This window comes from Phenylobacterium sp., from assembly GCF_036821595.1.
GTDB lineage: Bacteria > Pseudomonadota > Alphaproteobacteria > Caulobacterales > Caulobacteraceae > Phenylobacterium.
This window is the reverse complement of sequence record NZ_DAISJG010000012.1, coordinates 60214-74098: the sequence shown is the minus strand read 5'-3', so window position 1 is coordinate 74098 and position 13885 is coordinate 60214. Positions and strand designations below refer to the sequence as shown.

The following is a 13885-nucleotide window of genomic DNA, read 5'->3' as shown; positions in this document are numbered from 1 at the left end:
GCGATGAAACTCATGACCTCCGCACTGCTGGCGGCCACCGTGGCCCTGCCCGCCGCCGCCCAGACCCCGATCGCGCCCGGCTACTGGGAAACCACCAGCCAGATCGTCTCGCCGCTGCCGACCAAGAAGACCGAGAAGCGCTGTATCCGCGAGGAGGACGTCGAGAAGTTCATCGGCGGCGCGCCCAACCGGCATTACACCTGCACCTACCCGACCCGGGAGATCTCCGGCGGCAAGATCCGGCTGGTCGGGAGCTGCAAGACCAAGAACAGCGCGCCGGTGCCGATCAGCGGCGAAGGCGTCTACACCCGCGACAGCCTGCGGCTGGACGCCCGCGTCCGGGCGAAGGTGGGCGGCCTCACGGTGCCCGTCCACGCCCGCACGATCGCCAGGCGCATAGGCGACACCTGCCCGGCGCCCATCGCCGACGGCGAGTAGCCGTCGTCAGGCCGCCTCGGCGGCCTCGTCAGGCAGGAACGGGGCCTCGGCCAGGCCCACCGCTCCGTCGGTGCGGAAGTGGCCGATCATCTCCCCGAGCCGCATCGTCTCGCGCCGCAGGCTCTCCGAGGCCGCCGAGGTCTGCTCGACCATCGCGGCGTTCTGCTGCGTCACCTGGTCCATCTGGGCGATGGCCACGTTGACCTCGCCGAGGCCCGTGGCCTGTTCGCCGGCGGAGGCCGCGATGGCGGTCACCACGGTGTCGATCTGAGCCACCTGGCCCAGGATCCGGTGCAGCGCCTCCCCCGCGCCGCCCACCAGTTCCACGCCCTGGTCGACCTGGGCGGTCGAGGCCGAGATCAGGCTCTTGATCTCCTTGGCCGCGTCGGCCGAGCGCTGGGCGAGGCCGCGCACTTCCGAGGCCACGACCGCGAAGCCGCGGCCGGCGTCGCCGGCCCGGGCCGCCTCCACCCCGGCGTTTAGCGCCAGGAGGTTGGTCTGGAAGGCGATCTCATCGATCACGCCGATGATCTGGCTGATCTGCTGGGCGGACTTCTCGATCTCGCTCATGGCGGCCACCGCGGCGCCCACCACCTCGCCCGAGCGCTCCGCGTCGGCCTTCGACTGGCCGACCAGGGCCTGCGCCTCGCGGGCGCCCTCGGCGGTCTTCCTCACGGTGGCGGTGATCTCCTCCATGGCCGCGGCGGTCTCCTCGAGGCTCGCCGCCTGCCGCTCGGTGCGCCCGGACAGGTCGCCGGCCGCGGAGCTGATCTCGTCGGCCCCCCGCAGCAGCTCGCCGGTGTTGGCGGCGATCTCCGCCACGGTGGCGTGCAGACGCCCGATCGCACCGTTGAAGTCGGCTCGCAGGCGCTCGTATTCCGGCGCGAAGGCGGCCTCGATCCTGTGGGTCAGGTCCCCGGCTGACAGCCGGTCCAGGCCCTCGGCGAGCGCTTCGACCACCTGGGCCTGCTCCCGCGCACGGGCGGCCCGCTCGGCCTCTTCACGGGTCTGGGCGTCGGCCTCCGCCTCGCGGCGGCGAAGCGTCTCGGCCGCCTCCTGCTGGGCCTTGGTCTGGATCACCTGCTGGAATTCCTTCACCGCCCGGGCGATGTCGCCGACCTCGTCGCCGCGGCCCGCGCCGGCCAGGGTGACGTCGAGGTTGCCGGCGGCAAGCTGGCGCATATCGCCGGTGAGCGCCTGGATCGGCCGCACTACGGCGCGGCGGGCGAAGATCACCAGCAGGCCGGCCAGGATCACGCCCATGACCATCGCCAGCCCCATCAGCAGGCGGGCCAGGCGGGCGCTTTCCGCCCCGGCCTCGGCCTCGCGGGTGGCGGCGGCCTCGATCTGCTCGGTGGCCTCGCCCATCGCCCCTTCCAGGGCCGTGAACCGCGCCTTGAAATCCGGCAGGGCTGCGTCGGCCGCCAGGGGATCGGCGATGGCGAGCTGCGCCATCTGCTCGGCCGAGCGGATGTAATCGCCCAGCGGCGCCTCCACCTTGGCGAGCGCGGCGCGGGACGCCGGGTCGCGGACGATGGCCTCGTTCTCCTTCAGCGCCAACTGGAAGGTCGCGGTGTGTTCCGCCAGGTCGGCCCGCACCTCGTCCATGGAGACGCCCGCGCCCGGCTGGCGGGCCAGCAGCGCCGAGAGCACGTCCGAGCGCAGCGCGTCGTGCATCATGTCGGCTTCCATGTGGTTGCGGAGCACCCGGGCCGACACGGTTCCGTCCTCCAGCGCCGCCGTCAGGTGCACGGCCACCCACATGCCCGCGCCCGCGCTCGCAGCGCAAAGCAGGAAGACGGCCGCCCCCGCGGCCATGACCTTCTGATTGATCGTTCGCACGTCGAATCCCCCGGTTCGCTCGGTAACAATGGTATCGGTGTCCGGGGCTTAATAATTGATTGTCCTATACTGACAGGATTTATCCTTATCTCGATAAGTATATACAAGACCAACGTTCTTTGACTTAAATACTTGTTCAATTCCCCAGGTTAACTCTGCCCGCGAGAATGAGGGGGGCAGAATGCTCTGGACAACCAAGACAGGCCTGGCCGCGAGCGCCGCGCTTGGGATCGGGCTGGCCGCGACGGCGCCGGCCGGAGCCGCCCGGGCGCAGGCCGCGTCCGCCTGGACCGTGGACGCAACCTATACCGCCGACGTCACCGGCGCGCTGGACGGGACGGAGAGCCGCGCCGGACGCTTTCTCGACAACCTCGACATCATCCTGGACGGGGACCTCGAGGCCGCGGCGGGCTGGCGCGGCGCCAAGCTCCACCTCTACCTGCTGAACAACTCGGGCGGGCAGCCGAACGACCTCGTCGGCACCCTGCAGGGCGTCGACAACATCGAGGTGTCCCGCCAGCGCGCCCGCCTCTACGAACTGTGGATCGAACAGAGCTTCGCCGGCGGCCGCGCCTCGCTGCTGGCCGGCCTCTACGACCTCAACAGCGAGTTCTACGCCACCGAGGCGTCGGGCCTGCTGATCGCGCCGCCCTTCGGAATCGGCTCGGAGATCGCCGCGACCGGCCCCAACGGCCCCTCGATCTTCCCCTCCACCTCGCTGGCGCTGCGCCTCCGGGGCTCCGGCGAGGGCGGTCGCTACGCACAGTTGGCGGTGATCAACGCCGATGCGGGCACGATCGGCGACCCCCACGGTCCTGACACCAGGCTGGACAACGGGGCGCTGGTCATCGCCGAGGCGGGCTTCGGCGAAGGCCGCCGCCTGGCGCTGGGCGCCTGGACCTATACGGAAGAGCAGGACGACATCCGCGAGGCCCAGGCCGACGGCTCCCCCGCGCAGAGCGCCGCGCGCGGGGCCTATCTGCTGGCCGAGCACCCGCTCCTGGACGGCGGCGACGAGAGCCGGTCGGCCAGCGCCTTCCTGCGCATCGGGGCCTCCGACGGCGACACGACCGACTTCCGCGGCGGCTGGCAGACCGGCGTGCTGGTGGAGCGGGTCTTCCCGGGCCGGCCGGAGAGCGCCTTCTCCCTCGGGGTGGAACAGGGGCTGCTGTCCTCCAAGGGCCGCGCCAACCTGCGGGACGCCGGGATCGACGCCGCCAGGGCGGAGAGCAGCCTGGAGATCACCTATTCCGACCGCATCCACCCGCGCGTGACGGTGCAGCCGGACCTGCAGCTGATCCGCCACCCCGGCGGCGACCGGGGGCGCGACACCGCCGTGGTGGGCGCCCTGCGCGTGACCGTGGACCTCTTCTAGCCCTCGATCGGCATTCCGTCGGCGCGGCGGGCGCCTCGCGGAACAGCGACGCCGTGCGAACGCTTAAGCTGGATGCCGAAGGCGAACATGAACCCGCGCGTGTTCTGGGGCGCGAGCCTGATTGTGGCGCTCCTGCTGGCGCTCGCCACCATCGCCCCGGGCGCCTCCGACGCGGCCTTCCAGGCGGCGCAGGGCTGGGTCATCGAGTCGTTCGGCTGGTTCTACGTCGCCGTGGTGGCGGGTTTCCTGGTGACCGTGATCGCCCTCGCCGTCGGCCCCGGGGGACGGCTGAAGCTCGGGCCCGACGACGCCGAGCCCGATTTCCCCTACCCGTCATGGCTGGCGATGCTGTTCGCCGCCGGCATGGGCATCGGCCTGATGTACTTCGCGGTGGCCGAACCCGTGCAGCACTACGCCGCTCCGCCCGAGGCGCAGCCGGGGACCTTCGGCGCGGCGCGCGAGGCGATGGTCATCACCTTCGTCCACTGGGGCGTCCACGCCTGGGCGATCTATGCCATCGTCGGGCTCAGCCTCGCCTTCTTCGCTCATCGCAAGGGCCTGCCGCTGACCCTTCGCTCCGGCCTCTACCCGCTTCTCGGCGAGCGGATCCGGGGGCCGATCGGTGATGCGGTCGACATCTTCGCCATCTGCGGAACCCTGTTCGGCATCGCCACCTCGCTCGGGCTGGGGGTGGCCCAGATCAACAGCGGCCTGGCCTATCTCATCGGGCTGCCGTCGACCCGGGCCGTGCAGGTCGGCCTCATCGCCCTGGTGATGGGCGCGGCGACGATCTCGGTCCTGACGGGGCTCGACCGCGGTGTGCGGCGACTGTCGGAGCTCAACCTCTTCCTGGCCGTGTGCCTGATGACCTTCGTCCTCGTGATGGGCCCGACCGGCTTCCTGCTGAAGGCCCTGATCCAGAACTTCGGCCTCTACCTCGACCACTTCTTCGTGCGGACCTTCAACCTCTACGCCTACGAGCCGCGCGGCTGGATGGCCAACTGGACCCTGTTCTACTGGGCCTGGTGGATCGCCTGGTCGCCGTTCGTCGGCATGTTCATCGCGCGGATCTCGCGCGGCCGGACGATCCGGGAGTTCGTGATCGGGGTGTTGCTGGTCCCCACCGGCTTCACCTTCCTGTGGATGACGGTGTTCGGGAACACCGCCATCAGCCTCGACATGGGCTCCGCGGCGGGCGCGATCTCCCAGGCCGTGACCGCGGATCTCTCGACGGCGATCTTCCGCTTCTTCGAACACCTGCCGGGCGCGGCGATAACCTCCACCCTGGCCGTGCTGCTGGTGGCGGTCTTCTTCGTCACCTCGGCCGATTCGGGATCCCTGGTGATCGACACCATCGCCTCGGGCGGCGCCGACGAGACCCCGCGATGGCAGCGGGTCTACTGGTGCACGCTCGAGGGCGCCGCCGCGGCCCTGCTGCTGCTCGCAGGCGGACTGGGCGCCCTGCAGGCCGCGACCCTGGTGGCGGCCCTCCCCTTCGCCGTGATCATGATCCTGCTGAGCGTGGGGCTGGTGCGGCAGGTCGGCGCGGATGTGGCGGGCGTGTCCCTGGGACACCAGACGCCGCGGCTGCAGGAGCGCATAAGGCAGATGTTCGCGCCGCCGCGCCGGGCCGACATCCAGCGCCAGCTCGAGGAGGACGGCGCGCGGGCCCTGCGGTCCGTCTGCGGGGCGCTGAGCGACGGGGGCCTCTTCTCGCCCAGGCTGGAGGTCACGCCGGACGAGGTCGGCCTCATTGTCGAGGTGCCCGGGCGGGAGGCTTTCCGCTACGGTCTGCGCGGCGAAGCGCGCCCCCTGCCCGCCTTCAGCAACCTCGAGGCCCCGGAGGGCCGCCGCAGCCGCGAGTGGCGGCTGATCGCGCGCGCCGGGCCGGGTGCGCGGCGGGACGTCACCGGCTTCTCGAGCGACCAGATCGTCGCCGACGTCCTGGATCAACTCGACAGCTGGCGGTGGCGCTAGCCGTGTTCCCGCCCGGCCCGCAGCAAAAGAAAATGGCCGGCTCCAAGAGGAACCGGCCACATCCTGACGTCCGCCGGTCAGGCGGGTCCTAGAACGGGATCTCGTCGTCCAGGTCGGCGGAGAAGTCCTCGCGCGGGCCGGAGGACTGGGCGCGCGGCCCCGAGGAGAAGCCGCCGGAGTAGCCGCCCTCGTCGCGGTCGCCCGCGCCGCCACCTTCGCCCCGCCCGTCGAGCATGGTCAGCTCACCGCGGAACTTCTGAAGCACCACCTCGGTGGAGAACTTCTCCTGGCCCGACTGGTCCTGCCACTTGCGGGTCTGCAGGGAGCCCTCGATGTAGACCTTAGAGCCCTTGCGCAGGTACTGCTCGGCCACCTTCACCAGGTTGTCGTTGAAGATCACCACCCGGTGCCATTCGGTCTTCTCCTTGCGCTCGCCGCTCGAGCGGTCGCGCCAGGTCTCGGACGTCGCGACGCGGAGATTGGCGACCCGGTCGCCGGAGTTGAGACTGCGGATCTCGGGGTCCGCCCCGAGGTTGCCGACCAGAATGACCTTGTTGACGCTGCCCGCCATGAGATGTCCTGAGCTTCCGTGGTTGCGGGCCCGCCAAGCGCGGGCCGAAGCCCGTAGGCTAGCCCATCGTTAACGCCGCATCAATAGAATGTTCTACTTACGTTCCGCTTCGTCCACAGGCTTATTGCTGGGGCTCCTGCGGCATCGCGCCCGGGATGGCGAGGCGGCCGTCGCCGGTGCGCACCAGGGCCACGAACCGCGGCCCCTCCAGCGAGGTGGAGGTCAGCACGCCCGCCTTTTCCAGGAACAGGAAGTTCGACTGGTAGGCGCCGTAGATCTCCTGCTGGGTGCCGCCGAGACGCAGGAACTTGATGCGCATGGCCTCCAGGTTGGCCGCGCAGGTCTCCAGGTTCGGGGCGGTGACCAGCTTGTTGTACTTCAGCGAGCCATCCTTCTGCGGCACCACGTGGAAGCAGACGCCGGGATCCCCCGGCGGTCGGGTCCGCTGGGCGCAGGCGGCGACGGCGGCCGTGGCGGCCAGGGCGAGGATCAGGGCGATACGCTGCATGGGCGCAAGCCTACACGGGCCGCACGAGGTCGTCACCGGAGGCCGGGAAGCGTGCAGCCCGGCCCCTGCTCGGTCAGGGTGCGGAAACTGCGGTGGTCGTCGGAGACCTCCACGCGGCCGGGCACCAGGCGCAGGGTCTGCTGTCCCCAGCGCCCGTAGGTGGCGCCGCCCGGCTGCTCGCAGCGGCCGGCGAACAGGCTGAGCGCGCAGGCGCCGCGGGCCATATCTCCCGGCAGCCTGCGCCAGCGGCCTCCGGCGTAGCGCCAGCAGGCGGCGACCGGCTCGGAGGCCACTGGCGGGAAGTCGGTTTCCGGGACCTCTACAGGCTCGACCTCGGTCTCCGCCGCGCCTTCCTCGGGCGGCAGCGGGGTCAGGACCATGCCGGCCTGCTCCGCGGCGGCGAGGGCGCCGGTCTCGTCGACGCCTACGTCCAGGGCGTCGGTGGCCACGCCGTTGCGGCGGGCGCAGTCGGCCAGGGTGAACTCGCCCACGAACTGGCCGGCGACGAAGCAGCGCAGCGGCCGGGCCGGATCCAGCCGGTTGTCCATCTCGACGGGATCGATGACGAGGCCCCCGCGGGAGGCCGGCGGCGGCGCCGTCCGCTCGCCGCGGCCCGACGCCAGCAGCATCCAGGCGATGGCGATCCCGGCCAGCAGCGCCACGGCGCCGCCGAGAAGCACCAGCGGCAGGCGACGATCCTTGGGCGGCGGCTGCGGCGGCGTCGGGCTGGAGTCCATGGCCCCTCGCTAGACCGGGCCGACGACGCTTTCAAGGCGCCCTAGGCGCCGCCGGTCAGCCTGTCCAGAGCCGCCTGGTAGTTGGCGATCTGGTTGGTGAGGTAGGCCGGCGCCTTGCCCGACTGGGCGGCGATCTGCTCGGCGGTGGACTTCGGCGTCACCGCGGCCACCATGTCCTTGTAGATGCTGCGGACCACGCCCATGGCGGCGGCCACCTCGGCCACGGCGTGGCTGATCTGGTGGACATCCGAGAGGTTGAGGTCGCGCGGCAGGCCCAGGCCATAGATCTTGGCGCGGCCGTCGGCCGGCATTTCCTGGCCCTTCACCGTGTTCGTGGCGCGCACCACGCTCTCGGTGATGCCCAGCATGTCGAGTGCGTCCTTGCCGGCGGTGCCGGGGCCGATCTCGATGACCATGCGCGGGTTGAGCGGTTCGATCTTCAGCGTCCGGGCGCCCTCGGCGGTGTTCAGCGTCACCTTGGCCTGGAAGCCGGAGGCGCGGCGGATCTTCTGGGCCAGGGTGTCGAGGGTGTCCTTCTCCTCGATGGTGACCGTCGACTGGCGGCCCTCCCCCATCTTGACCGTGAACTTGTCCCCGGCCCGAAGCGAACTCACCGCGGTCAGGCGCTCGGAATCGCCCAGCGGCAGGGGGCCGGTGGGCAGCCCCAGCCGATCCAGCACGCTCGCGCCGCCCGTATCGACCGCGATGGCGGTAGGCGCCGCACGCCCGTCCTTGCCGCCGATCCGGCGCGACCAGTCGACCGCGCCCGTGGCGACGTCCAGGCTGGCCACAAAGCCGTCCTTGGTCCCGACCGGGTCGTGACCCGGCAGGTCCGCGCCGACGGCGCCGCCGAGCCAGACCTTGCCGCCGCCCACCGCCAGGGAGGTGGCGCGATCGTCGCCCGTCCCGCCATAGTAGGCGACCTTGTCCGCGGCGGCGGGCGTGAGCCCCGCCGAGAGGCGCGCGGCGAAGGCGTCCGTGCCGCCGGCGTGAGCGCGGGTCACGGCGCCTGCGGTGAGGAAGCCGTTGGCGGTCGTGCCGGCCACCACCACCTCGCCGCCGTCCAGCGCCAGGCCGACGAGCTCGCCGCCCTGCAGATCGCCCAGGTCGCGGGTGGCGGTGAGCGCGGGCGCCGCGCCGGACACGTCGAAGCGGCGCAGCACCGCCCGCCCCTGCTCCACGCTGGCGGTGACGATGGAGGTCCCGTCGACCACCAGGCCGGACGTGCGGTCGGCCCCCGTCGTCCCGAAGCTCTGGGTGAACAGGGTCTGCACCTTGCCGGTGGCCGCGTCCTGGCGGAACGCCTGGACGTAGCCATCCCAGTCGCCGATCACCTCGGCGCCCTGCATGGCCGACCTGGAGCGGCCGGCGACGTAGACCGTGCCGTCGGCGCCGAAGGCCACGTGGCTCGCCTCGTCGTCCTGGCGGGCGCCCCGCCTCTGAGTCCAGAGCTCCTGGCCGTCGGCGTCGAACAGGGTGACGAAGCTGTCGGTATTCTTGGCGAAGGTGGTGCTGCCGTTGGAGTTCAGCGCCCCGTCGGTCGCCCCGCCGAGGTCGCCGGTCACGGCGCCGGCGATGGCGATCTTGCCGTCGGCCGAGACCGAGAGCGCCATGCCCGTGGCCGAGCCGGCGGCCCCGAGGGTCCGGGCGTAGATCAGCTTGCCTGCCGAATCGTACTTCAGCAGCGCCACGTCCTGCTGGCCCTTGATCTCCTGGCCAGCGGTGGCGGCGGTGACGTCGGCCAGCATGTAGACCGAGCCGTCCGGACCGACGACCTGTTCGTGGACCGTCTTCACCTCCGGCCCGAGCGTCTTGGCGAAGACGCGATCCTCGGCCCAGTAGCTCTCGCCGGCGCCCTGCACCGGGGGTGGCACGGTCGAGGTATCGGTCTGGAATTTCAGGAACTGCTGCTCGACGCGGCTGTCGTTTGTGGTGCTCTTCCGGTCCGGATCGGGGTCGCCAACCTGCTGGGCGACGTAGACCGCGCCGGCGGTGGCTGGGGCCGAGAAGTTCACGCTCTCGCTGGTGCCGGCCTTTACCTTCAGCGCCCACTGGTCGGAACTGGGCGGCAGGCTCACGGCCTTGCCCGCGATGGTCACCTGCCGCGGTTGGCCGGGGATGCGGTGGCTGAGGATCCGGGTCTCGAGCCCTTCCGCCTCCAGCTGCTGGTTGATGTAGTTGATGACGTTGCCGATCGTCCGCGGCTGCCCGCCCATGCCGGCCAGGTCGATGGCCACGTCGTGCATGGTGTTCACCTTCTTCACCGACATGGTGAAGCTCACCGGGCCTTCGAACGCCGCCACCGGCTCGCTGGTCGAATCGGTGAGCGGCGGCGTGATGTATTCCGTCCTGGTCTTCTGGACGGCGAGCTTGGTCTTCACCGAGGCCGCCGCCTCGCCCTGGCTCAGGCGGGCCTGCTCGAGCTGGACGTCGTTCACGAAGCCGGAGATCTCGCCCAATCCGCGGGCGAAGGTCCGCTCCAGCTGCGCGCGCTCGATGCTGGTCAGCCCTTTGGCCTGCGCCCGGGCGGCGACGTCGCCGAGCACGGAGAGCCCCTGGTAGAGTGCGAACAGCTTGCGGTAGTCGGAGCTGGCCCCGGCGAGATCGAGCTTGGCGCCGTTCTCGTCGATGAACTTGCGGCCGGCGAGCGCGCTCTTCACCGCCGCACTGGAGTCGGCGGGCGTCAGCGTCGTCGACCACGGTGCGGTGGGCGCGAGCTTCTTCGTCGGCGCAGCCGTCGCCGCGGCCGCCATTCCGGCGCGGGACTGGTAGAGCCCGAGAAGAACGCTGGTGTCGATCGGTGTTATGGCCATGCGACGCCGCCCACGGGACACGACCCCGCGCCGCAATCCTGCCAGAACAGGGTGGCCAGGCCGTTAAGCCGGCGCGAAAAACCCGGGCGGAGGACCGCCCGGGTTTCGTTTACGCCCCAACGGAAACCCAAGATCCTCAGCCCTTGAAGAGCGAGAGGATGATCTGCGGCGCCTGGTTGGCGATCGAGAGGGCCTGGGCGCCGAGCTGCTGCTGCACCTGCAAGGCCTGCAATCGGGCGCTTTCCTTGGCGAGGTCGGCGTCCACCAGGTTGCCCACCCCGGTCTCCAGCACGTCGGTGAGCTTGGAGACGAAGTTGGCGTGGGCCGAAATCTGCTTGGCCTGGGAGCCGAGGTTGCCGAGCGCCTGGTTCACGTTGGCGATCGAGGCGTTGAGCGTGAGCAGCACCGACGACGCCAGCGTGGCCGTCGACAGCGACGACGTGGACGGGATGGTGATGATCAGGCCGCCCAGGCTCATGTCCTGGGCCGAGAGCGTGATGTAGGAGTTGGCCTCGGCGTTGGCGAGGAACTGGATGTCCGACGGGATCGACCCGTTGAGCATGTTCGCGCCGTCGAAGCTGGCGTTGTCGGTGACCTGCTTGATCTGGCGCAGGATCGCCTTGAAGTCCGAATCGAGCGCCAGCCGCGAATTGGTGTCGAGCGACGTGTCCATCGCCGCGACGACCTTCTCCTTCAGCTGGACGAGCAGGTCGGAGACCGACTCGCCGGCGGTCATCGAGACCTCGGAGATGGAGTTGGCGCGGTCCAGGCTCATCTTGACGGCGGCCAGGGCGCCGATATCGGCCCGCTGCCCCTGTGCGATCGACCAGATGGCGGCGTTGTCCCGCGCATTGGCGATCTTCAAGCCGGTGTTGATCTTGTTCTGCGTGTCACCGAGCTTGTCGTTCGTCAGATTCAGATTCTGGAGCGCGACCAGCGCGGACTTGTTCGTATGCACGCTGATCGACATCGCGGATTCTCCTCAGTCGCCCTTCTCCCCCCCGCCCGCCGTCTGCGAGTCGCCTGGAGGGGTTCGATGACGAGATTTGGAGATTATGGTGTCTAGAAGGTTAACGACCTTAACGCGCAGCGCCGCCGCCGGCCGACACCGGGGCGGTTAACCAGTGAATCGTCGGGCTCCCTCGGTGAAGGAGCTTCGGGATCAGGCCTTCGTGCGGATCACCACCCCGGCGACGTACTCGGTCTCCTCGCGCATCTTCAGGACTTCTTCCCTGGGAAGCTGGAGGATGACTTCGCCGGTCCGGCGGTTGACGGTCTTGTACACGTAGGTGCCGCTGGCCTGGTCCTCTTCGATGATCAGTCGCAGGTCCGCCTGCTCCGAGCCGGGGGCCGGCGCCTCGGCCCTGGCCCCGTGCTCGGGGTTGGGCGTGGGCGTATGGCGTCCGAAGGTCGGGTCGGGCGTGGCTGCGAACGGCGCAACCTTGCTCTGCATGTCTCCAATCGCAGGCGCTTCTGGCGCGAGCGCTCCGGTTTGGGCGTGAGCGGCGGGGAGGTCGCCCTCCCCGCCGCCACGTCAGGACGCGGAGCCCGGGGGCTCCACGTCCAACGAGGCCTTAACGGAACAGGCCGAGGAGGATCGACGACGACTGGTTCGCGATCGACAGCGCCTGGATGCCCAGCTGCTGCTTGGTCTGCAGAGCCTGCAACTTGGCGCTTTCCTTCGCCAGGTCGGCGTCGACGAGGTTGCCGACCCCGGCTTCCAGGGTGTCCTGGAGCTTCATGACGAAGTTCAGGTGCGAACCCAGCGACTTCGAGCCCGTGCCCAGCTTGGACAGCGCGCCCGAGACGTTGGTGATCGCGCTGTTGAGCGTCGCGATCATCGCCGAGGCCGTGGCCTGCGAGTTGATCTCCGACGTCCCGTTCAGGGACCCGAGGGATGCGCCGCCGAGCGACAGATCCTGGGCGGCCACGGTGATCACCGAGGAAGCGTCCGCGTTGGCCAGGGCCTCCACGGTGGTGCCGCCCGACTTGATCATGTTGGCGCCGTTGAACACGGCGTTGTCCACGGCCTTGGTGATCTGGTCGCGCAGCGACGTGAAGTCGTCGTTGAGCGCCGCGAGGCTGTTGGCGTCGAGCGAGGAGTCGGCGGCGGCCAGGGCCTTTTCCTTCATCTGAAGGAGCAGTTCGGACACCGTCTCACCGGCCGAAATGGCGACATCCACAGTCGATTGACCGCGCTGCAGCGATTCCTTGACGGAGTTCAGGGACTGGGCGGTGGCCCGTTGGTTCTGGGCGATGGCCCAGATGGCGCCGTTGTCCTTGGCGGAGGCGACGCGCTTGCCCGTGTTGATCCGGGCTTGGGTGGTGATCAGGTCGCTGTTGGTCGCATTCAGGTTCTGAAGCGCGACCATCGCGCCGACGTTCGTATTGACGCTATTCATAGGCATACGACTGGTTCCTTGTTTCAAGGGATCCGGCCGTCGTTCTGACTGCCGGGGGCTTTTTGCCCGGCAGAATCAGCAGCAAGCCGCGGGCCAACCCGGCAAAATCCGCCGAGCGCTCGCAGGTCTTTGATTTTATGGGGTTATAGGTCCGTTAGCCATGCGCCCGCGCGGCATTTTCTGCCGCCCAGCGAGGGTGCGAGGCAAGAATTGCCGACCTGCCCGGCAACTTTTGCCGGGAGGGCTCTGCGAACAAGTCCGCCGGGCGGGCGGCGGCCCGCCCGCCCGGCGTCGCGACGATCACTGGAAGAGTGACAGCAACGTCGAGGACGACTGGTTGGCGATGGCGAGCGCCTGGATGCCCAGTTGCTGCTTGGTCTGCAGCGCCTGAAGCTTTGCGCTTTCCTTCGCCAGGTCGGCGTCGACGAGGTTCCCGATCCCAGCATCTACCGTGTCCTGAAGCTTGTTGATGAAGGTCAGGTGCGAAGCCAGGGACTTCGAACCCGTACCGAGCTTCGAAAGCGCGCTCGAGACATTGATGATCGCCGTGTTGATGGCTCCGATCATTGCGGACGCTAGCGGCTGGGTTCCGATGGAATCCGTCGCCAGGATGCCCGCCAGCGCGCCCGTTCCCAGATCCATGGATTGAGCCTCCACCGTGATGGTGGACGACCCGTCGGCGTTGGCCAGGGCCGCCACCGCGGTCGGGCTCACCCCCTTCAGCATGTTGGCGCCGTTGAATTCGGCGTTGTTCACGGCCTTGGAGATCTGGTCGCGCAACGAGATGAAGTCGTCGTTGAGCGCCGTGCGGCTGTTGTCGTCGAGCGTGGTGTCTGAGGCCGCCAGGGCCTTCTCCTTCATGAGAATGAGAAGGTCGGAGACGGACTCCCCCGCGGAAACCGCCACGTCGACGGTCGATTGACCGCGCTGCAGCGATTCTCTCACGGCGTTGAGCGAGTTGGACGTCGCACGCTGGTTCTGGGCGATGGCCCAGATGGCGCCGTTGTCCTTCACGCTGCCCACCCGCTTACCGGTGTTGATGCGTGATTGAGTGGTTGCCAGCTCCGTGTTGGTCGCGTTGAGGTTCTGGAGCGCCACCATGGCGCCCACGTTCGTATTCACCGAATTGAACGGCATCTCTCGTCCTTCCATTCTGGAGGTAATCAGCCCGGCTTTTGCCGGCAGGCGATTTTTCGCCGTGAGAGGGTTCCGCAAGCCGCGG

Annotated in this window: 12 protein-coding genes; 3 read left to right on the top strand and 9 right to left on the bottom strand. The window is 69.5% G+C overall.

Going from position 1 to position 13885, the window contains the following annotated elements:
- The first annotated feature begins 3 nt into the window (after positions 1-3).
- Positions 4-438, top strand: coding sequence for a DUF3617 domain-containing protein (locus tag V7Z97_RS08660; RefSeq protein WP_334162805.1), 435 nt, complete (start codon positions 4-6; stop codon positions 436-438).
- Between the two features lie 6 nt (positions 439-444).
- Here V7Z97_RS08660 and V7Z97_RS08655 read toward each other — a convergent pair whose 3' ends face one another.
- Positions 445-2280, bottom strand: coding sequence for a methyl-accepting chemotaxis protein (locus tag V7Z97_RS08655; RefSeq protein WP_334162804.1), 1836 nt, complete (start codon positions 2278-2280; stop codon positions 445-447).
- Positions 2281-2461: 181 nt separating this feature from the next.
- On the opposite strand from V7Z97_RS08655, the gene V7Z97_RS08650 reads away from it, so the two are divergent.
- Positions 2462-3655: a carbohydrate porin gene (locus tag V7Z97_RS08650; RefSeq protein ID WP_334162802.1), complete on the top strand. Its 1194-nt coding sequence runs from the start codon at positions 2462-2464 to the stop codon at positions 3653-3655.
- Positions 3656-3742: 87 nt separating this feature from the next.
- Entirely contained in the window at positions 3743-5632 is a 1890-nt protein-coding gene (locus tag V7Z97_RS08645) for a BCCT family transporter (protein WP_334162800.1), read from the top strand.
- An 88-nt stretch (positions 5633-5720) separates the two neighbouring features.
- Here V7Z97_RS08645 and V7Z97_RS08640 read toward each other — a convergent pair whose 3' ends face one another.
- The 8 genes from V7Z97_RS08640 to V7Z97_RS08605 all read right to left on the bottom strand — a co-directional run bounded on the left by V7Z97_RS08640 (position 5721) and on the right by V7Z97_RS08605 (position 13800).
- Positions 5721-6203: a single-stranded DNA-binding protein gene (locus V7Z97_RS08640; protein WP_325460587.1), complete on the bottom strand. Its 483-nt coding sequence runs from the start codon at positions 6201-6203 to the stop codon at positions 5721-5723.
- Between the two features lie 121 nt (positions 6204-6324).
- Positions 6325-6711 (bottom strand): hypothetical protein, encoded by a 387-nt coding sequence (locus V7Z97_RS08635; protein ID WP_334162798.1) that lies wholly within the window; start codon positions 6709-6711, stop codon positions 6325-6327.
- 32 nt (positions 6712-6743) lie between these two features.
- The gene (locus tag V7Z97_RS08630; protein ID WP_334162797.1) at positions 6744-7448 is read right to left on the bottom strand and encodes a hypothetical protein; all 705 of its coding nucleotides are present in this window, start codon (positions 7446-7448) and stop codon (positions 6744-6746) included.
- Positions 7449-7489: 41 nt separating this feature from the next.
- Positions 7490-10261 carry a hypothetical protein gene (locus V7Z97_RS08625; RefSeq protein WP_334162796.1) on the bottom strand — a complete coding sequence of 924 codons (2772 nt, stop codon included), beginning with the start codon at positions 10259-10261 and terminating at the stop codon, positions 7490-7492.
- Positions 10262-10397: 136 nt separating this feature from the next.
- Positions 10398-11231, bottom strand: coding sequence for a flagellin N-terminal helical domain-containing protein (locus V7Z97_RS08620; protein ID WP_334162795.1), 834 nt, complete (start codon positions 11229-11231; stop codon positions 10398-10400).
- A gap of 192 nt (positions 11232-11423) precedes the next feature.
- Positions 11424-11714 carry a flagellar protein FlaG gene (locus tag V7Z97_RS08615; RefSeq protein ID WP_334162794.1) on the bottom strand — a complete coding sequence of 97 codons (291 nt, stop codon included), beginning with the start codon at positions 11712-11714 and terminating at the stop codon, positions 11424-11426.
- A 121-nt stretch (positions 11715-11835) separates the two neighbouring features.
- A complete protein-coding gene (locus tag V7Z97_RS08610; RefSeq protein WP_334162793.1) occupies positions 11836-12669 on the bottom strand; it encodes a flagellin in 834 nt (277 codons plus the stop codon).
- 294 nt (positions 12670-12963) lie between these two features.
- The gene (locus V7Z97_RS08605) at positions 12964-13800 is read right to left on the bottom strand and encodes a flagellin (RefSeq protein ID WP_334162792.1); all 837 of its coding nucleotides are present in this window, start codon (positions 13798-13800) and stop codon (positions 12964-12966) included.
- Positions 13801-13885 lie beyond the last annotated feature (85 nt).

Coding starts and splice junctions, on each gene's coding strand:
- V7Z97_RS08660 (WP_334162805.1), top strand. CDS start 4: ATGAAACTCATGACCTCCGCACTGCTGGCGGCCACCGTGGCCCTGCCC.
- V7Z97_RS08650 (WP_334162802.1), top strand. CDS start 2,462: ATGCTCTGGACAACCAAGACAGGCCTGGCCGCGAGCGCCGCGCTTGGG.
- V7Z97_RS08645 (WP_334162800.1), top strand. CDS start 3,743: ATGAACCCGCGCGTGTTCTGGGGCGCGAGCCTGATTGTGGCGCTCCTG.
- V7Z97_RS08640 (WP_325460587.1), bottom strand. CDS start 6,203: ATGGCGGGCAGCGTCAACAAGGTCATTCTGGTCGGCAACCTCGGGGCG.
- V7Z97_RS08635 (WP_334162798.1), bottom strand. CDS start 6,711: ATGCAGCGTATCGCCCTGATCCTCGCCCTGGCCGCCACGGCCGCCGTC.
- V7Z97_RS08630 (WP_334162797.1), bottom strand. CDS start 7,448: ATGGACTCCAGCCCGACGCCGCCGCAGCCGCCGCCCAAGGATCGTCGC.
- V7Z97_RS08625 (WP_334162796.1), bottom strand. CDS start 10,261: ATGGCCATAACACCGATCGACACCAGCGTTCTTCTCGGGCTCTACCAG.
- V7Z97_RS08620 (WP_334162795.1), bottom strand. CDS start 11,231: ATGTCGATCAGCGTGCATACGAACAAGTCCGCGCTGGTCGCGCTCCAG.
- V7Z97_RS08615 (WP_334162794.1), bottom strand. CDS start 11,714: ATGCAGAGCAAGGTTGCGCCGTTCGCAGCCACGCCCGACCCGACCTTC.
- V7Z97_RS08610 (WP_334162793.1), bottom strand. CDS start 12,669: ATGCCTATGAATAGCGTCAATACGAACGTCGGCGCGATGGTCGCGCTT.
- V7Z97_RS08605 (WP_334162792.1), bottom strand. CDS start 13,800: ATGCCGTTCAATTCGGTGAATACGAACGTGGGCGCCATGGTGGCGCTC.